At 48.2% G+C, this 17,834-nt stretch carries 23 protein-coding genes; 16 read left to right on the top strand and 7 right to left on the bottom strand.

What is annotated here, in order from left to right; all coding sequences use genetic code 11:
• Window positions 1-27: 27 nt before the first annotated feature.
• The gene (locus SYNPCCP_RS05795) at window positions 28-1,161 is read right to left on the bottom strand and encodes a phosphotransferase enzyme family protein (protein ID WP_010872322.1); all 1,134 of its coding nucleotides are present in this window, start codon (window positions 1,159-1,161) and stop codon (window positions 28-30) included.
• A 259-nt stretch (window positions 1,162-1,420) separates the two neighbouring features.
• Between SYNPCCP_RS05795 and thrB the strand changes: the two genes are divergently transcribed.
• Entirely contained in the window at window positions 1,421-2,341 is a 921-nt protein-coding gene (thrB, locus tag SYNPCCP_RS05790; RefSeq protein WP_010872321.1) for a homoserine kinase, read from the top strand.
• Window positions 2,342-2,413: 72 nt separating this feature from the next.
• Entirely contained in the window at window positions 2,414-2,968 is a 555-nt protein-coding gene (locus SYNPCCP_RS05785) for a DUF922 domain-containing Zn-dependent protease (RefSeq protein WP_223211353.1), read from the top strand.
• On the opposite strand, the gene SYNPCCP_RS05780 is transcribed toward SYNPCCP_RS05785, so the two are convergent.
• A complete protein-coding gene (locus tag SYNPCCP_RS05780; RefSeq protein ID WP_010872319.1) occupies window positions 2,965-3,693 on the bottom strand; it encodes a precorrin-2 C(20)-methyltransferase in 729 nt (242 codons plus the stop codon). The two genes, SYNPCCP_RS05785 and SYNPCCP_RS05780, sit on opposite strands and share 4 nt — an antisense overlap.
• On the opposite strand from SYNPCCP_RS05780, the gene SYNPCCP_RS05775 reads away from it, so the two are divergent.
• From SYNPCCP_RS05775 to grrM, 5 genes are all read left to right on the top strand, one after another.
• On the top strand, window positions 3,680-4,693 hold the full coding sequence (locus tag SYNPCCP_RS05775; protein WP_102014006.1) for an amino acid ABC transporter substrate-binding protein: 1,014 nt from the start codon (window positions 3,680-3,682) through the stop codon (window positions 4,691-4,693). The genes SYNPCCP_RS05780 and SYNPCCP_RS05775 overlap by 14 nt on opposite strands.
• Before the next feature lie 108 nt (window positions 4,694-4,801).
• Window positions 4,802-5,206: a GrrA/OscA1 family cyclophane-containing rSAM-modified RiPP gene (grrA, locus tag SYNPCCP_RS05770; RefSeq protein WP_010872317.1), complete on the top strand. Its 405-nt coding sequence runs from the start codon at window positions 4,802-4,804 to the stop codon at window positions 5,204-5,206.
• A 66-nt stretch (window positions 5,207-5,272) separates the two neighbouring features.
• Window positions 5,273-5,707 (top strand): GrrA/OscA1 family cyclophane-containing rSAM-modified RiPP, encoded by a 435-nt coding sequence (gene grrA, locus SYNPCCP_RS05765; protein ID WP_010872316.1) that lies wholly within the window; start codon window positions 5,273-5,275, stop codon window positions 5,705-5,707.
• Window positions 5,708-5,751: 44 nt separating this feature from the next.
• Window positions 5,752-6,270, top strand: a complete 519-nt coding sequence (locus SYNPCCP_RS05760; protein WP_020861653.1) for a hypothetical protein — start codon at window positions 5,752-5,754, stop codon at window positions 6,268-6,270.
• A 39-nt stretch (window positions 6,271-6,309) separates the two neighbouring features.
• Complete coding sequence (gene grrM, locus SYNPCCP_RS05755; RefSeq protein WP_010872314.1) at window positions 6,310-7,506, top strand: cyclophane-forming radical SAM/SPASM peptide maturase GrrM/OscB; 1,197 nt, start codon at window positions 6,310-6,312, stop codon at window positions 7,504-7,506.
• Window positions 7,507-7,538: 32 nt separating this feature from the next.
• Here grrM and SYNPCCP_RS05750 read toward each other — a convergent pair whose 3' ends face one another.
• The gene (locus SYNPCCP_RS05750; RefSeq protein WP_010872313.1) at window positions 7,539-8,357 is read right to left on the bottom strand and encodes a HEAT repeat domain-containing protein; all 819 of its coding nucleotides are present in this window, start codon (window positions 8,355-8,357) and stop codon (window positions 7,539-7,541) included.
• 52 nt (window positions 8,358-8,409) lie between these two features.
• Window positions 8,410-9,240: a fumarylacetoacetate hydrolase family protein gene (locus tag SYNPCCP_RS05745; RefSeq protein ID WP_010872312.1), complete on the bottom strand. Its 831-nt coding sequence runs from the start codon at window positions 9,238-9,240 to the stop codon at window positions 8,410-8,412.
• 304 nt (window positions 9,241-9,544) lie between these two features.
• Here SYNPCCP_RS05745 and rpsF point away from each other — a divergent pair, with 304 nt between their 5' ends.
• Window positions 9,545-9,886 carry a 30S ribosomal protein S6 gene (gene rpsF, locus SYNPCCP_RS05740; protein ID WP_010872311.1) on the top strand — a complete coding sequence of 114 codons (342 nt, stop codon included), beginning with the start codon at window positions 9,545-9,547 and terminating at the stop codon, window positions 9,884-9,886.
• A gap of 27 nt (window positions 9,887-9,913) precedes the next feature.
• Here rpsF and SYNPCCP_RS05735 read toward each other — a convergent pair whose 3' ends face one another.
• Window positions 9,914-10,387, bottom strand: coding sequence for a hydrogenase maturation protease (locus tag SYNPCCP_RS05735; protein ID WP_010872310.1), 474 nt, complete (start codon window positions 10,385-10,387; stop codon window positions 9,914-9,916).
• Between the two features lie 107 nt (window positions 10,388-10,494).
• Here SYNPCCP_RS05735 and clpS point away from each other — a divergent pair, with 107 nt between their 5' ends.
• Window positions 10,495-10,791, top strand: coding sequence for an ATP-dependent Clp protease adapter ClpS (clpS, locus tag SYNPCCP_RS05730; protein WP_010872309.1), 297 nt, complete (start codon window positions 10,495-10,497; stop codon window positions 10,789-10,791).
• 119 nt (window positions 10,792-10,910) lie between these two features.
• Here clpS and SYNPCCP_RS05725 read toward each other — a convergent pair whose 3' ends face one another.
• Together SYNPCCP_RS05725 and SYNPCCP_RS05720 are read right to left on the bottom strand one after the other, a co-directional pair.
• Window positions 10,911-11,549, bottom strand: a complete 639-nt coding sequence (locus SYNPCCP_RS05725; RefSeq protein WP_010872308.1) for an exopolysaccharide biosynthesis protein — start codon at window positions 11,547-11,549, stop codon at window positions 10,911-10,913.
• 86 nt (window positions 11,550-11,635) lie between these two features.
• A complete protein-coding gene (locus SYNPCCP_RS05720; RefSeq protein WP_010872307.1) occupies window positions 11,636-12,700 on the bottom strand; it encodes a D-alanine--D-alanine ligase family protein in 1,065 nt (354 codons plus the stop codon).
• A gap of 130 nt (window positions 12,701-12,830) precedes the next feature.
• Between SYNPCCP_RS05720 and SYNPCCP_RS05715 the strand changes: the two genes are divergently transcribed.
• The 7 genes from SYNPCCP_RS05715 (at window position 12,831) to SYNPCCP_RS05690 (ending at window position 17,823) form a co-directional block, all read left to right on the top strand.
• A complete protein-coding gene (locus SYNPCCP_RS05715) occupies window positions 12,831-13,811 on the top strand; it encodes an ABC transporter permease (RefSeq protein ID WP_010872306.1) in 981 nt (326 codons plus the stop codon).
• A gap of 234 nt (window positions 13,812-14,045) precedes the next feature.
• Window positions 14,046-14,222, top strand: coding sequence for a hypothetical protein (locus SYNPCCP_RS17420; RefSeq protein WP_010872305.1), 177 nt, complete (start codon window positions 14,046-14,048; stop codon window positions 14,220-14,222).
• A gap of 45 nt (window positions 14,223-14,267) precedes the next feature.
• Window positions 14,268-14,540 (top strand): hypothetical protein, encoded by a 273-nt coding sequence (locus tag SYNPCCP_RS05710; protein WP_010872304.1) that lies wholly within the window; start codon window positions 14,268-14,270, stop codon window positions 14,538-14,540.
• Window positions 14,541-14,549: 9 nt separating this feature from the next.
• Entirely contained in the window at window positions 14,550-14,867 is a 318-nt protein-coding gene (locus SYNPCCP_RS05705; protein ID WP_010872303.1) for a DUF6825 family protein, read from the top strand.
• A 137-nt stretch (window positions 14,868-15,004) separates the two neighbouring features.
• Window positions 15,005-15,187: a hypothetical protein gene (locus SYNPCCP_RS05700; protein WP_020861650.1), complete on the top strand. Its 183-nt coding sequence runs from the start codon at window positions 15,005-15,007 to the stop codon at window positions 15,185-15,187.
• Window positions 15,188-15,246: 59 nt separating this feature from the next.
• Window positions 15,247-17,004, top strand: coding sequence for an AarF/ABC1/UbiB kinase family protein (locus SYNPCCP_RS05695; protein ID WP_010872302.1), 1,758 nt, complete (start codon window positions 15,247-15,249; stop codon window positions 17,002-17,004).
• Between the two features lie 54 nt (window positions 17,005-17,058).
• Complete coding sequence (locus SYNPCCP_RS05690; RefSeq protein WP_010872301.1) at window positions 17,059-17,823, top strand: PP2C family serine/threonine-protein phosphatase; 765 nt, start codon at window positions 17,059-17,061, stop codon at window positions 17,821-17,823.
• Window positions 17,824-17,834: the final 11 nt, after the last annotated feature.

Raw genomic sequence — 17,834 nt, 5'->3', positions numbered from 1 at the left:
GAGGATAATTCCTTATCCAAAAAGGCTTTAACCTCTGATATCCTCGATCATCCGACGAATGGCATCTTCTTGGCTTTGGATATGGCTAGCTAACTGGAATTGCACCAAAGCTCTGATTAGATTGTGCTCCGGGTATTTAACTTTGAAATAACGATCGCCGTTAAGGTAATCGGTAAAAAACCGTAGTCCCAATTCAAAGCTAATCAGGACAATGGCGGGGCACAAATAATCATAATCAGCGGCGGTGAGAAAATGCTGACATTGGGGTAAATAGCCCTCAAGAATAGCCCGGCAAAGATCTAGATCAAATTCCACTGCTGACCAGTTTTCCGTTTCTTCTCCCAACAGATTGCAACCGGAACGCAAACAATCCCCCAAATCGTAATGGATTAAACCTGGTTTAGTGGTATCCAAATCAATCACGCTGACTGCTTTTCCCGATTGGCGATCAAACAAAATATTATTCACTTTGGGATCACCATGCATTAACCGGAGGGGTAATTGTCCCTGCGCTTTAGCTGTTTCCAATACTCCACACTGATCAAGCCAAGTTTTAATGACCCTTTGGCAATGGTTAATTTCTGGGCCTAATGATCCTGTTAGCTTCGGATTCTGGGCCAGGGCCCGCTGATACTGCTGGAGATAAATGGGAGTATGGTGAAATCCAGGCAGAGTATCGACTAATTGGCTGGGGGAAAGGTCGCTCAACAGTTGATGGAAAATGCCTAGGGCTGTGCCCACTTCCTTGGCCTGGGCTGGGTCTGTCAGAATATCAAAGGATTCCGAACCGGCAATGAAGCTAATCGCCCGCCAAAATTCTCCAGTGCCCGAATCCCAATGATCTTGATTATTTTTAGTCAAAATTACTTCTGGCATTAACCAAGGGCGTTCCAGGGGTTGCCGTTGTAATTTTTGCTTAATATGGGTAGTTACCCTGACCATATTGCCCATCACTGCCGCTGGATTTTTAAATACTTGATGGTTAATCCTTTGCAAAATAAAACTAGTTTGCGTTTGACCGTCTAGATCCACCAAAAAAGTGTCATTAATATTGCCGTTGCCAAAGGGTTTGATCTGGACAATTTTTCCTTGGTGATCAAATTGATCCGCAATCGCAAAAACTTTTTCTTCTATGTTCAGTGTTTCTCCAGTGGATTTCATTGGCTAGGCTTTAACTCCCAAATAAATATAGGTAAATGTTAATAAACCAGATGAATAGATGGATATTTTACTCCCATTAATTCCATTACTGCCCAATCATTCATTCAGGTAGCCATGGTCTAAGTAAACTATTTTCGCCTTGGCAAAAATCAATCGTATCCGCCAAGCGATCGCCTCTGGGTCAAGCCACTATTGCCTCTGGCCCAGACCAAGCCCGATAATGCCAGAGCATTAATCCCCATTTTCCCTGCTATTTGCCATGGTCAGCTTTACCGTTTCTGTGCCCGCCACCACCGCCAATATTGGCCCAGGCTTTGATTGTTTGGGGGCGGCCCTGGGGTTATATAACCATGTGACGGTGACTGATCCGACGGACCCGGAAGTTGATCTATTGATTGAAGCCAGGGGCAGGGACGGGGAAAAAATCAGCACCACCAAGGACAATTTACTCTACCAAGCCATCGCCTACTTTTATCAACAAACTGGGCAGGCTATACCACCCCTAAAGCTGGAAATTGACTTGGAAATTCCTTTGGCCCGGGGTTTGGGTAGTTCAGCTACGGCCATTGTGGGGGGGTTATTGGCGGCCAATCAAGCGGCGGGTAATCCCTGCACAACCTCGGAAATTTTGCAGATGGCGATCGCCATGGAAGGACATCCCGATAATGTGGCTCCGGCCCTATTGGGGGGCTGTCAACTGGCTGTCAAAAATGGTGACCATTGGCAATTGGTTGCTTTGGATTGGCCGAGCAAATTTGTCCCGGTTTTGGCCATTCCCAATTTCGAGTTATCCACCGAAGCGGCCCGGGCTGTTCTTCCCCATCAATATGACCGTAGTGCCGCCATTTTTAACGCTTCTCACCTAGCGCTGTTGGTACAAGCTTTTAGCCAAGGGCGGGGAGATTGGTTAGCCCTGGCCCTCCAGGATCAAATCCATCAACCCTATCGCCAGAGTTTGATTCCTGCCTATGACCAACTCCACCAGGCCGCCCTCGCCGCCGGGGCCTATAACCTAGTAATTAGCGGTGCTGGCCCTACCCTATTGGCGATCGCCGATGAAGTCCGGGCTCCCCAGATCGCCTCCACCCTAGTGGAAACCTGGCATGATGCAGGCATTGAAGCGGAAAGTCATTGTTTGCCCATTGATACTAAGGGCGCAACCATTACCAAATTGAGGTAATCACTACCAACAGTGAACAGGCTGAGCAAAATGTATGTTAAGTCAGCATTGCTTGCCCCATTAACAATAGTTTTGGGACTGCTTGGGGCGGCTAGGGTAGAGGCAGAACCAATTGTTAAAATCGAGTATAAATACTATTCTATTTATCCCAAAACTAAATGGGATTTAAATAATGAATTAAATCAACGTAGCCCGATTATTTTTCAAGGTAAACGTTACCGTGGCTATACTCAATGGCTAGTGCGCTGGCAGTATCAATGGTGGTCCACAGCCCAACAATGTCAAATCACTAAAGTTACCACCAACCTTGATGTTATCTACACCCTACCCCGCATTCCCCCTAACCACGGCAGTGATCCGGAAGCTCGCAGGGTTTTTAATCACTACTTGGCCGCTTTATTTAAGCATGAGGAAAACCATAAAAATTCCGGTCTGTATGGGGCTAGGGCCATTGAAAAAGCCTTACTAAATCTCGGCCCATTTCCCAACTGTCAGAGTCTACAAACCAAAGCTGAAAGCACTGCTCAACAGATTATCCAGCTTTACCGCCAAAGGGATCTGGACTACGATCGCCAAACTGATCACGGCCGCAAAGAAGGCATTATGCTCGAAAATTTTCTCCGTTAAATTCTGCCAATCTTATTTTGATTTTGCTTGATTAACATTAGGGAAAAATAGGAGAGGGACAGCTGGGGATAATGGCTGAGGGGATGGTAAATTTTTTCCTCGGCGGTAGAAATTTTTTCCAACAGCCAAGCCTGGTCTAATAGTCCTCTTTTAGCTAAAATTTTCCACACTTGTCCATACACTAAACGAACTTTCATCAACACTACTACCTCCGCCCAATCCAACGCTTTTTCCAATTCTTCCGGGCAATATAATGCTGGTAAAATTGCGAGCTTTTCTTCCTGACAAGTTAGGGGTAAACCCAGGGTTGAAGCTCCAGCAAAGGGAGAACTTACCCCAGCAATGTAGTTGATCCCTAACTGGGGATGGTTACTTTTTAAGGTTTGGGCAAGGTAGGTGAAGGTGCTGTAAAAACTAATATCCCCTTCACAGGCAAAGGCCACATCCATTCCTTTTTCTAGGTAGGGCCAAACTTCTGCGGCCGCTTCCTGCCAGGCCTGCTCTAGAATTTCTTCCTTTTGCACATAGGGAAATTTGAGGGACAGACGAATTTGTTCTGGTTTCAGATAGGAATTAATGATTTGTTCTGCTACCCCCGATCGCCCTTGTAAACCAGCGGGAAAAGCTACCACGGGGCAGGATTGCAAAATCTTTAACCCCTTGAGGGTGATCAACTCCGGGTCACCGGGGCCCACACTAACACCGTGGAGAATGCCAAAGGTCATAGAAAGTGATTGCGACAATGTTTGTAATAGTTCTTTACTTTACCGGGGCAAAAGCCGGTCTATATTAGACTGGACGCAAACTTTTTGGTTAATTAATGCCATGTTGAAGCAGTTCTCCGCCACTTTCATTGGGCTGTTACTCGCTACGGTGGGAGCCCAAGCGGCGATCGCCGAAACCGTAATGGAGAAAATTATTCGCACCGGTAATTTAACCATCGGGGCCAACCTGGACAATGTGCCTTTTTCCTATATCAACGATAACAATGAGGTGGTGGGCTACTCCATCGACATTGCCGACCGTATCCGCGAGGAAGTGGGTAAAGAACTGGGCCGGGATGTGGTTTTGCAGATTGTTGAAGTGCAGGATATGAGTGATGCCTTGCCCAAACTGAAAACCGGGGAGCTAGACATTGTTTGTGATACTGCTTTTACCTGGGAGCGGGACCGTTACGTGGACTTCACAGTTAGCTATGCGGTGGCTGGCATTCAATTATTGGTGCCCAATGATACTCCCATCAATTCCCGCGAAACGTTAATGGGACGCCGGGTAGCCATGGTACCCAACACTATTGTGGAAGATGCGGTGAAAATTGTTCAAAATGAGATCGAAGTGGTGCCTGTTACCAGTGTGCGGGCGGGGATGGAAGCTTTGAAAAAAGGAACTGTAGACGCAGTGGCCGGAGATGGTATTCAATTGGCAGGTCTACGACAAGTATTGGATATGCCTGACACAAAAGTTATTCCCCAACCAGCAGAAACTAGGTATGGGGTCGGTTGTATGGTGCGGGAGGACAATCCCGGCTTTTTGCGTTTGGCAAATCGGGCCCTGGTACGGCTAGCGGAGGGTTATGTCCAAGGGGATCCGGAAGATGTGGCCATCGTTGACAAATGGATCGGCACCGAAGGTATTGTGCCCGTGGACAATGACAATCTCCGTCAATTTTTTAATTACCTAGTAATTACCCATGAGCAGGTGATGGAACCCAAAAATGGCCAGTAAACGAAGTTGACTTTAATTGGTAGTAATTTGGTTGGCACGTTTTGGGGACTGTTCCAACCTTGGCTAATCCCTACCCCCATTGTTGTTGTCCATTTTTAGGTATTTGTCATGAACTCTAACCAACTTAGCTGGACCGCTTTCCTGGTGGCGATCGCCGGGGTAACGTCCGCTTCAGCTCAGGCTGCCACTGTTGACCATCATGGCCCAGATCAAGGCACCACCATTGAATCCCGCATTGCTCGCATTAATTCCAGCCTTAAAAACACTGCTGATAAAGCTAATTCCCCAGAAAATGCTTCCCAATCTCCAGAAACCCCTATGCAGGTGGCGATCGGTTGGGGTAATGGGCGAGGTGGCGGTACATTTGTTAACCTAGGTAGAGGTGGCTGGGGCAATGGCCGAGGGGGCGGTGGCTTCGGCAATATCAATCCTTGGCGTAACGGCTGGGGCGATCGGGGCGGTTTCTATAACCGTCGTTGGCCTGATGGGGGCGGCTTCATCAACCGTTGGTAAGGCTTATCATTGAGATCCATCCATCTGTTCTTTCCCCATCACCTCATTAATCTGGGAGCAATATCCATGGCTATCAATAACCGCTCTAGCTGGACAGCATTTGTAATTGCCCTAACGGCGATCGGAACAGTGGCAGAACCGGGCAATGCCCTGGCAACTAATTCTCAGAATGCCCTTTCCACTCGGTTAAACAATATCAGCTCAGCTCTACAGCAAAGGGCTAATCAAATGTCCCCAGAGGAAACTCCCATCAATCGAGCTAATCTACAAGCTGGTTTTGCCAATGGTGGCGGTGGTGGTGGTTTTGGTAATGCCCGGCGGGGAGGATGGGGTGATGGTGCCGGGGGCGGTGGCTTTGCTAATGTCGGGCGCGGCGGCTGGGCCGATGGCAGTGGGGGCGGCGGCTTTGCCAATGTTAATAATCCCTGGGGCAATGGTTGGGGAGACGGGGGAGGCTTTGTTAACCGGGGCGGCGGCGGTGGTTTTGTTAATCGTTGGTAGTTTACTAACATTTCACAGCCAACACTGAAACCTAGGGAACAAAATTGCTGTTTTCTTTCTCATCTGTTTCTGCTTATCGGGTAGTGATAGTCTCCCTGGCAATTGTTGGTTACCAACTATTACCATCCCAACCCCTTCTTGCCGAGCCGGCGAAAGTCATTACCGATAACTTTGCCAGTGATTTTGAGGACATGATGCGGAGCTTTCCTGAATGTAAATTTGAAGGAGTTTATCTTGCTCCCTGGGAAGGGATTGATCGGCCAAAACATCGATTTTTTCAGCGTCTTGTGCCAGATAAAATCGAGGATGACTTTGCTTACTATCAAATTAAGGAAAGTTATTACGGTCTTCCTGTTTCAGCAGTTATGATTCCGGCGGGCACCTGGGGAGTTTATGCTGTCACCTTTGAGGTTCCTGTGGAGATTGCCCGTGAACCACTTCAAGCAGTATTTGGTTCTAACTTTGAAGAAACAAGGGAATCTAATTTAGGGTTAGCGCCACAACTGATTATGGATCCAGTTAATGAACAAAAGTCAATCTGGGTATGTACTTCTCCCCTTTAATTGTAATAACAAATCATTTGCCTCAATTGGTGATCACTTATGCAAGCTTTAGTCAACCAAACCCAACCCATTAATGAAAGTATAAGGGATGTGGACATAACTAATTTTGGCCCCACCAATTTAATTATTATTCAACCCACTTCCTATTGCAATTTAGATTGTGATTATTGTTACTTACCCGATCGCCATTTAAAAAATCATCTGCCCCTGGATTTGTTGGAACCAATTATGCAGGCGATTTTTGCTAGCCCTTTTACCACTAGCAACTTTAGTCTGTGTTGGCATGCGGGGGAACCATTGGCCGCTGGGCTAGAATTTTACCGTCAGGCTTTTGCCAAGATCGAAACCTACGGGGAAAAATACAATCACCGCCAACTGTGGTTTGACCATTCCTTTCAAAGTAATGGCATTTTAATTAACCAAGCTTGGTGTGACCTCTTTAAACAATATCCTGTCCATGTGGGTATTAGTTTAGACGGCCCCGCTTTTCTCCACGATAAACACCGTAAAACCAGAACTGGCCGGGGTAGCCATGCCGCCACCATGCGAGGCATTGAATGGTTACAAAAAAATGATATTTGTCACAGTGTTATTGCAGTTTTAACTGAAGAATCTTTAGATTATCCCGACGAAATTTTTCACTTTTTCCGGGATCATAACCTACTGGATGTGGGTTTTAATATGGAAGAAACAGAGGGAATTAACACAGAATCTTCCCTGAATAAACAGGGCACTTTACAAAAATATCGACAATTTTTGGAACGATTTTGGCAATTAACCAGCACCAGTGAACCAGAATTTCGAGTGCGGGAATTTGAATGTTTATGCAATTTGATTTACACCGAAGACCGTCTCGATCACACGGATATGAATCGTCCCTTTGCCATTGTTAGCATCGACCACCAGGGTAACTTTTCCACCTTTGACCCAGAATTATTAGCCATTAAAACGCCCCAGTATGGTGATTTTATTTTTGGTAATGTGTTAACGGATTCTTTTGCATCTATTTGTCAAACGGAAAAATTCCAGCGCATTTACCACGATATGACCCAGGGGGTGGAAAAATGTCGCCAAACCTGTGATTATTTCGGTTTGTGTGGTGGTGGCGCTGGCAGTAATAAATTTTGGGAAAATGGCAGTTTTAATTCCACTGAAACCCTGGCCTGTCGTTTTCGCATTCAACAGGTGGCGGAAGTCGTAATTGGTGCGTTGGAAGAATCCCTGGGGCTAGCTTGAAATCTCCGTAAATCTGTAAATTTCCAATTATTTCAGAGTAAACTATCCATTAATTCCAATATTTGTCGGCTAGCTGGACTGAGCGCCTTCGATTCAGAACTTGCTTGCCTTTGGCGATGGGTGGCCCACAAATCTCGCAGGGCGATCAACTTGAGGCTATTTTCTGCAAAGGCTTTGGCGATCGCCTGGGCGCCGGGCAAGTAGCCAGTGGCTCCCAAATCCATCATGGCGGAACGGCGTAATTGTAAGTCTGTCCCCCCCAGAGCAGTAATGAGAAGGTCGCCGTAACGGTTATCCCCAGTTAACTGAAATAGGGCCCTGGCGGCGGCGTATTGGACTTTCGGGGAAAAATGCTCTAGAAACGGTTCAATTAAACCAATGGACTCCACAGCTTGGAGAGTACCCAGGGCTTCAATAATCGCTTCGTAGGGTTGGGCTAAATGGGGTTTACCCTCCACAAGCTGGGCCGCTGCTAATCCCCCCGTTAACTTGGCCATTAGAGGTGCCATCGCTCTAGCATCCCCCAAACCTTCCAGCGCCTGGGCCGCTGACTCTCGCACATAGTAATCTTCACATTCCAAGGCTTTGATTAGGGCCGGCACCACTTGGCGATCGCCTAATTTTCCCAACGCTTTAGCCGCATTACGCCGCAGGGGATAACCACCGTCCGGGGAGCGATCAGTTTCATCTTCCAAGGCGACCAACAAAGCAGCAATGGTTTCCGGTTGAGCAGCGCGAAAACGACCAATCCACCAGGCCGCATAGTAACGGGCACTGGCATCTTCTGTTTGTTGCAAATTGGCGATCGCCTGGTCGAGGGTATAGGCGGGGTTGAGGTTAGGTTCACTCATGGGCAAGGGAAAAATCTCGGTCAATAAGGCACAGCAGAGGCGGAAATTAAGATCAATTATCTGCTTCGACTTCCAACTCCACCGTTTCCGCTAACTCCGGGGCCGTTAGGGGAGGCGCGATGATTGTATTAGTTAAATTACCAATGCCTTCAATTTCCACCTCCACTTTGTCTCCCACTTGGAGGGCACTAATGCCTTCCGGAGTACCAGTCAAAATTACATCGCCAGGGTAGAGGGTCATCACTCGGGAAATGTAGCTCACTAATACCGGGGGAGTAAAAACCATATCGCTGATGGCCGTGGCTTGCCGGGGAGTTTCCTCATCATTAACGGTGGTTTCCAAATGGGCCTCTGGGTCGATGTGACGTACTACCCAGGGCCCCAGGGGACAAAAACCGTCAAAGCCCTTGGCCCGCGTCCATTGGGAATCCTGCCGCTGCAAATCCCTAGCCGTAATATCGTTGGCAATGGTGTAGCCCCAAATGGCGCTGGCCGCTTCTTCTTCAGTAATATCTTTTACTTGTTTGCCAATAATGACTGCCAATTCCCCTTCGTAGTCCACCCGTTGGGACTGGGACGGATAAACAATTTCTTCCTGGTCAGCGGCGATCGCCGAAGGAGGTTTAAAAAATAAGAGGGGTTCCGCCGGCACATCGTTACCCAATTCCGCCGCATGGGCCCGGTAATTGCGTCCCACCGCCACGATTTTAGAAGGTTCACAGGGAGCTAGTAACCGATAATCCCCTTCACTAACGGCAACATCTAGGGCTTGGCCCCCCAACCAAGGCGCCGCACTTAGCAAAATCACACTGTGATCCAATTGGAACAAACCATAATGGACGGTGCCAGAGTCAGCCTGGATACGAACGTAACGTTGGACCATGGTGGTGTTAAAGAAAGTGATCAAGGGGACGGTAACCCATCCAACATTGCCCAAAGTTTAGAGTCAGAGGGGTATTGCAGTCCATGGACAGGCTTTTGGTAAAGGTTCGACTATGGGATTAACCCCTAGCTCCCCGGCCACCCTAACGAGTATGATAAAAGATCCTTGCTTTTACTCAAACTTTGGTGTCAGCTAGTCATGGTTTTAGCGAATAACAGTGTCTTCCATGGCAACTGAACTAGCCCAGACGATGATGGTTGCTGCGCCTGCCTGAGTTTAAGCCCTAAAGTCCATAAGGAGTCATGTGCTTGTGAATAGTTACGAACTGATGGTAATTCTCCGTCCCGACCTGAATGAAGAACGGGTTAGCCAAGAAGTTACCAAATACCAAGAATTTTTGACCAACAATGCCGCCGAAGAAGTATCGGTGAAGGTTTGGGGTAAACGCCGTCTAGCTTACCAAATCCGTCGCTTTAACGATGGCATTTATGTTTTGTTCAACTTCAACGGTGAAGGCCAGCAGATTGCTTTAATTGAACGGGATATGCGTCTTAACGATAATGTGATGCGCTTTTTGAGCATTAAGCTCACCCCCGAAAAGCCTGAAAAAGAGAAAAAAGCTAAAGCTGTGGCCGTAGAAGCCTAACTTTTCAATTTTGAGTTTCCCTTGGCTTTATCTCTCCCCCAATACCAAGGGGCGGATCTGGGCTAAGGCTTCGGCTTGGGCCCGGGCGGTCAGGGGAGACAATTTCTCTCCATAATCAAAGGTGAAGGCCGGAATCAACACCCACCAAGCCTTTACCTCAACGCCGTAGAGAATTTTAGCCAGGGTCAAGAGTTCCCTGGGATTACCCCGGTGCCCCAAATCCCCTGACAGTTCGTTGGGTTCCAGGGTTTTTAAGGCCACAACTTCCACCGATGGTTCGTTTGCTGATTCCTGCAGTTGGGCATCAATGAAAATTACCCGGTCCACAGCGGCGATCGCCTCGGCCAATTCTGGGGTGAGTTGATGGGTGGAAATAACTCCACAATGGGGCCAGTTTTGCTGAGCAATTTCTTCCGCTAGGTAACGCCCCACGCCGTCGTCCCCCCGCAGGGTATTGCCGTAACCGATGATTAAAGTGGACTTGGTGGATTGGCCTGGCATTCAATTTTCGTTAACCAGCTGGGGTAATTTAGGGGAAACCTACTAAAACTCGATTAGGGTATCGGGATAAAATTTGGCTATAGTCTTCAAGCAACCGGATTACTGTCGTGATTAGCAACGCCGCCACCAGCACCCCCGATCGCCTAACTAGCACAGTCCGCAAAACCTATCCCAACTTTAAAGTAATTGTCCTCAACGACGATTTCAACACGTTTCAGCATGTGTCCGATTGCTTGCTTAAATACATCCCCGGCATGACCGGCGATCGGGCTTGGGAATTAACTAATCAAGTCCACTTCGACGGCTTAGCCATTGTTTGGGTGGGGCCCCAGGAGCAGGCGGAATTGTACCATCAACAACTACGGCGGGAAGGTTTGACCATGGCTCCCCTAGAAAAGGCTTAAAACGTATCTGGAAAATAGGCTTAGCCAGTAAAACCCGCAAGAGTTTACCCGGTTTACTAAAGGTTTGGACAACAACTCTTTTGAAGCAAGACTAGACAAAAAACTCTCAGATTAAGGATTTAAGCCCCGCCAAACTGGACTTTGAGCCAATCTTTAAGAATGTCAATGATGGTAATACCGCCGTTGAAGAAAACGTAAATCACAGAAACCATCAGGACGCCAATTAAAACGGAAAAAATCATCCCTGCTCCGGTAATTAAGCCATCATCCTCCTGGAGACCAAAACCAGTGATGAAAATACTCATGGCCGGCAGGGTGTTGGTGCCAGGAATGGGAATCATCATGGAAATGGCCATGGAGCCAACGGTAATACCCATGAGAATTTTGCCCAGGCGACTTTGACAAACGAGGGGGAAGCGGGGGTGGGCGATCGCCTCTAGTCTTTTCAACCAGGGTAAACCAGCTTTGACAATGCCTTGGGCCTTGCTGGTTTTAATGGTTTTGCTTTGCCAGGAGAGGGGTAACCAGAGCTCCTGACGACCAGCCATCAATTGAATTGCCACCAGAAAAATTAGTACGCCAAAGGGGGTGGAATAACCGGGGGCCGGGATCGGTAAAGCCGAAGGGAGGGAAAGAATTACTAGAACAATGCCAAAAATTTTCTCCTTGGCGATCGCCAAAACCTGGGCCAGGTTCACCGTCGGGCCACGGTCTTCCTTAAAGAAATAATCCTGCAATTCCTGGGACAAACGGGCCATATGGATAGGGAATAAAGCCTTGGGAGTGAAAAATTTAGCGTTTCAGCGGAGATTATCGGTGATTCCGATGGATCACCAGCAAGCACTTATTGGTGACCGGGACGGCCATGGTAGTCCAATGCCAACTGTAATAATCGATCCACTAAGCTAGGAAATTCTACCCCAGAAGCTCGCCACAGTTCGGGATACATACTAAAGGCGGTGAAACCAGGCAGGGTGTTAATTTCGTTGATGACAATCTGCCCCGTAGTCGGTTGATAGAAAAAGTCCAATCGTCCTAAGCCCGCCGCATCCACAGCTTTAAAAGCTTGAATGGCCATGGTCTGGATCTGGTTCACCACAGCTTTAGGTAAGTTGGCGGGGATATGCATTTGGGAGCGGCCATCGGTGTATTTGGTTTCGTAATCGTAAAAGTCGCTGTCGTAGGTGATTTCCCCCACCACGGAAGCTTGGGGATTTTCGTTGCCCAGCACCGCACATTCCACTTCCCTAATATCCGTTAAACCCGCTTCGACAATGATGCGGCGATCGTAACTGGCGGCGTTGTCTAGGGCTGCTTCCAATTCACTACGGTTCCGCACTTTGGCAATGCCCACGGAGGAGCCTAAGTTGGCCGGTTTAACGAAACAGGGATAGCCCACCTGGGCTTCAATTTTTTCGCACAAAGCCGGAAAAACACAGGGATTAGACCAAATTTCCCCCCGTTCTACCCCCATGTAATTGACCTGGGGCAACCCTGCCCGTTCAAAGACCATTTTCATCGCCAATTTATCCATGCCCACACAGGAACCCAGCACGCCACTGCCCACATAGGGCACTTGCATCAAACTAAATAACCCCTGCACTGTGCCATCTTCACCGTTGGGGCCGTGCAAAATGGGAAACCACACCTCCATTCGGGCCGCTTCGGGGGGAAACTGCCACCGTTGTCCGGCCGTAACGGGCTGATCCCCCCAGGGAACTCCCTGGTCCAAAACCTGTTGAGAAACGTCTGGCCCCAGCCAAACGCCATTTTTTTGAATATAAAAAGGGCTTACTTGATATTTGGTTTGGTTATCGTCGCTGGCCAATGCTTTGGCGATCGCCTGGGCGGATTTGATCGAGACTTCATGCTCCCCAGAACACCCACCAAATAACAGCCCCACACGCATGGCAATCCCCTGAAAAATTAAGCTTAGATCGGTTTATCTCGCATAGCCTATCACAAAAGTTTAAGCTGTCAGTTACAGAAAAAATTCCCCTTTTTGTGCTTAATTGCCTTGGTGCGTCCCACTGTTATCTATGCCCATGTCCCCCTTGCCCCCTGCCGTTGGCCTGATCTGTAAACGTTTGGCGATCGCCGTCATCACCTTGTTGGGCATTAGTTTAGTGATTTTTAGTTTGTTAGCCCTCGCCCCGGGCAATCCTTTGGGGGAATTGGCCACTAACCCCTCCATTTCCCAGGAAGTGCGGGACAATTTGCGCCGCAGTTTGGGGCTGGACCAAGCGTTACCCATCCGTTACCTAAAATGGTTATGGAGTCTTTTGCAGGGGGATTTGGGTTATTCCTTCACCAGCCGTAGTCCCGTAATTGATTTGATTGGTCAAAGGCTACCGACAACGTTGTGGTTAATGGGCACGGCCTACCTGATCAGTTTGGCGATCGCCATTCCTTTGGGAGTGACAGCGGCATTGTACCGGGGACGGTGGTGGGAACCGTTAATCAGTGGCATCAGTTTAATGGGCTTTTCCCTGCCCACTTTTTTGACCGGGTTACTGTTCATCCTAATTTTTAGTGTGCAGTTGAGGTGGTTACCCTTCATTTACGACAGCACTCTGACGGTGGATAGCATGGCTAGTTTGGGAACCCAAATCCGTCAACTATTGATGCCAGTGGGGGTGTTAGTGTTCTATCAATCGGCGGTAATTCTACGCTTTGTCCGTTCCGCCGCGTTGGAAGAGTTGCCCCAAAATTACATTCGCACCGCCTATGCCAAAGGTTTAGGCACCTGGGGAATGTTGAAAAACCATCTTTTAAAAAATGCTTCTTTGCCCCTAATCACCCTTATTGCCCTGGATGTACCCACCATTTTCACCGGAGCTTTAGTAACTGAGCAGGTTTTCCGAGTACCAGGCATTGGAGCTTTGTTAATTGAATCCATTTATCGCAGTGACACCCCCGTGGTGATGGCGGTCACTTTTCTTTATGCCGTTTTAATTGTCTTTTTCAGTAGTTTGGCGGATTTGATTTACCAACTGGTGGACCCCCGCATTCGTTGGTAATGGAGAAGCGTTGCCATGATTAGAAATTCCCATTATGTCTACCGAAGAGGCCCTTGGTGATGGTCAGACATTCGATGGACTGAGTCTTCGAGTCCATTAATTTGCCTTCTTGATGGCCAAACTCCCGGTTAAGCAAACCCTTAAAATTTTGCTGGCGTTGTAGATTGTGCCATTGTTAGCCCGGCTGAAAAGGGCTATAACTCAAAAGTGAACTCCTAATTTTCCTTAATCACCATGCTGGATAAAACCACGTTGCAAGAACGCATCCTGACCATCAAACAAAAGCGTAAATTCCTCGAAGACCTGGCGGAGCAACCTAACCTGGGCATCCTTTCCCTGGACGTTTCCCAAGCTCTGGCGGAATTAGACGACTTGATCGAAGATTTTGAAAATACCTTCCCCGATGCCTAGGCTGGCCTTTTATTCTACAGTTAGCAAACAGTTAACTTCATACGTATGCGCATTTTAGCTCCCCATCCCCTGGGACAAACTCTTGTGTTCACAGCGGGCATTATGTTGGCGGCGGGCATGGGCTTTGGCATGGCTCTACGGTCGGCTCCCCCCAGGGTAGTGGCAGACCCGTCGGTGCCCACGGAGCCCCAGGACAGTGGTGGTCTGTTCCGTTCTGAGCAAAGTTTCCCTCCCCAAGCCGGCTGGAATTTAGATTCCCAGGGGGAGGATGAGAATCATGGTGGGGCACGTTATAATTCTTTACAAATGCAACCATAAAAAAAGTCCATGCAAAACCAAGTCCTCCAGGCCTTTTTTCTCGGCCGCGCCTTTGCCGAAGTCCTCAGCGAAAAGGTAGAAGACGGCGTAACCAATGCCCTGAGTGAGTTGGGCAAGTTTGATGCGGAACAACGGGAAAACCTACGTCAATTCATTGCCGAGGTGCAATCCCGCGCGGCCAATGATGTCACCCAGGAGGGGGCGGCGATCGCCACGGTGGATGGCCCGGTTAGTGCGGATGAGTTGCAGGAAACATTGGATAAACTGCGGGCAGAAATTGCTAGCCTCAAATCCGAGTTGAAAAACTACCGGGATAACCAGGGTTAACCGAACTTTCATGGCTGAAACTGTTTACCTAAAAACCAGTATTTTTGAATATCTAACTGCTAGACCTAGTCAGAGTTTGATTTTGGATTCAAATTACCGATACTGTTTACGCCCTATGAACTTTTAGGAGACTAGCCATGTTTAAGGATGAAATCGTTGAAAAAATTCATAAACTTCGTCGTGCTTACTCTAAGTCTTTTAACCACGATTTACAGGCAATGTACGAAGACACAAAAAGAAGAGAGGCTATCAGCGGTCGCACCTATGTAATCCCTAATGTCCATCCTGAAAAAAAACACGAAGAAACCCCTACTTCATAAATTTAATTCCCTATCTTCCCATTCCGTATTATTTCCTTTAGTCCTTTCTTTGTATCAGTGTGTCTGCCCTATCCACTAAGCTTGAGCCCACAAATTCCTATTCTGAATCTCTGCCCCCCCAACGGCGATCGCCCCTAGAAGCGGAGGGTCGGTATCGCTGGAATCGGGGTAACTATTCCATCACCCGGCGGCGCATCGATATTTGGGGCTTTGTGTTGACATTGCTGTACCAATTCTGGTTAAACGGCAAAAAGTGGAGCTATGCCGGAGGTTACACGGAAGAAAAACTCCAGCAACGGCGGCGGCGTCAAGCCAAATGGATTCGAGAAAATTTGCTTAGCCTTGGTCCTACCTTCATTAAAGTGGGACAGTTATTTTCCACCCGTTCCGATTTGTTTCCAGCGGAATATGTGGAGGAACTGTCCAAGCTTCAAGATGAGGTGCCCGCCTTTAGCTACGAACAGGCCGCCGGCATCATTGAAGAGGAATTAGGTAAACCGATCGCCAAACTGTATCGTAGTTTTGACCCCGTCCCTTTAGCAGCAGCTAGCTTGGGCCAAGTGCACAAAGCTCAGTTGCACACCGGCGAAGATGTGGTGGTGAAAGTGCAACGGCCAGGGTTAAAAAAACTGTTTACCATTGACCTGGCCATCCTGAAAAAAATTGCCCAATATTTCCAAAACCATCCCAAATGGGGCCGGGGCCGGGACTGGAACGGCATTTACGAGGAATGTTGCAAAATCCTCTGGCAGGAAACGGATTATCTCCGGGAAGGACGCAGTGCCGATACCTTTCGGCGTAACTTCCGGGGGGAAGATTGGGTTAAGGTGCCCCGGGTTTATTGGCGCTACACCTCCACCCAAATTTTGACGTTGGAATATTTGCCCGGCATTAAAATCAGCCACTACGATGCCCTAGAAGCGGCGGGGTTAGAACGAAAAGAGTTGGCCCAACTGGGGGCCCGAGCATACTTGTTCCAACTGCTGAACCATGGCTTTTTCCATGCCGATCCCCACCCTGGTAATTTGGCCGTCAGCCCGGAAGCAGGGGAATTAATTTTCTATGACTTTGGCATGATGGGGGAAATTACCCCGGACACGAAAAATAAACTCATGGATACCCTATTCGGGGTAGCGGAAAAAAATGCCGAGCGCATTGTCAATTCCCTGGTGGCCCTGGGAGCCCTGAAGGAAACGGAAGATATGGGCCCTATCCGGCGATCGGTGCAATTTTTGTTGGATAACTTCATGGATAAACCCTTTGAAGAACAGTCCATTACCAAAATTAGTGACGACCTTTACGAGATTGCCTACGATCAACCTTTCCGTTTTCCGGCAACTTTTACCTTTGTGATGCGGGCTTTTTCGACCCTGGAGGGGGTGGGAAAAGGGTTAGATCCGGATTTCAATTTCATGGCTGTGGCCCAACCCTTCGCTTTACAAATTATGAACAATTCCAATGGTTTTAACCCCGCCGGTAACATTATGGATGAACTAGGTCGCCAGGCGGTGCAGGTGGGTAATAGTGCCTTGGGGCTACCCCGGCGCATTGAAGACAGCCTTGACCGTTTAGACCGGGGAGATATCCGAGTTCGGGTTAGATCAACGGAAACTGATCGACTTTTGCGACGGATGGGTACTATGCAAATGGGCACCAACTATGTTTTATTTACCTGTGCTTTGGTCCTATCAGCCACGCTATTGTTTGTAAATAATTATTTTATGGCGGCGGCGGTTGTATTATTAATGTCATTGGTGCCAGCCTTTGCCCTCTGGCGATTATTAAAACGTTTGGAAAGACAGGACCGGATGTTTTAAAAGACAAGCACTCTCTCTCTGCCCACTAAAAACTAACCCAATTTTCTAAGGCCTGTGACAGAAGTGAATTTATCAGTTGTTAGTTGTAGTTCCACGGGAAAGACGGATCCCGGTCTAGTTCGTCAGTACAATCAGGATAGTTTTTACCTTGATCCAGAGGGACGATTTTACATTGTCGCCGATGGTATGGGGGGGCACGCCGGAGGAGAAGAGGCCAGTCGGATTGCAGTGGAAAGGGTACGGGATTACCTGGACACCTACTGGCAATCGGAGATTACCTCGGAACAATTGCTGAGGGATGCACTAATGGATGCCAATGAAGGTATTCTTGAGGATCAAAAAATTAACCTGGAACGGCGGGATATGGGTACCACCGCAGTGTTAATCGCCTTTCGGGAAGATGGTGCTTGGCGGGCCCATGTGGGGGATTCTCGCCTATATCGTTTACGAAATCAGCAATTGGAGCGGGTGACGGAGGACCATACCTGGGTGGCCAGGGCCTTGAAAATGGGGGACATTGACCCGGCCCAGGCTAAGGTCCACCCCTGGCGCCATGTGCTGTTTCAATGTTTGGGGCGGCAGGATTTGAATTTTATCGAGGTGGAAGCTCTAGATGCCCAACCGGGAGACACCTTTATGATGTGTAGCGATGGCTTAACGGAGGAAGTGCCCGATAATTTAATTGAAAAAATCCTCACTGGTCAGGGGAATTGTGATGATCAGGCTGTCCAATTAATTGAAGAAGCCAAAAATGCCGGCGGCTCGGACAACATCACCATAGTGCTTGTGGATTTTTCTGAGGATAACCAGGACAGTTAATAGATTTAGTA

It is taken from the genome of Synechocystis sp. PCC 6803 substr. PCC-P (genome assembly GCF_000284455.1).
In the GTDB taxonomy this organism is placed as follows: domain Bacteria; phylum Cyanobacteriota; class Cyanobacteriia; order Cyanobacteriales; family Microcystaceae; genus Synechocystis.
The sequence above is the reverse complement of the archived record's forward strand: the minus strand, read 5'-3'. Positions and strand labels throughout refer to the sequence as shown.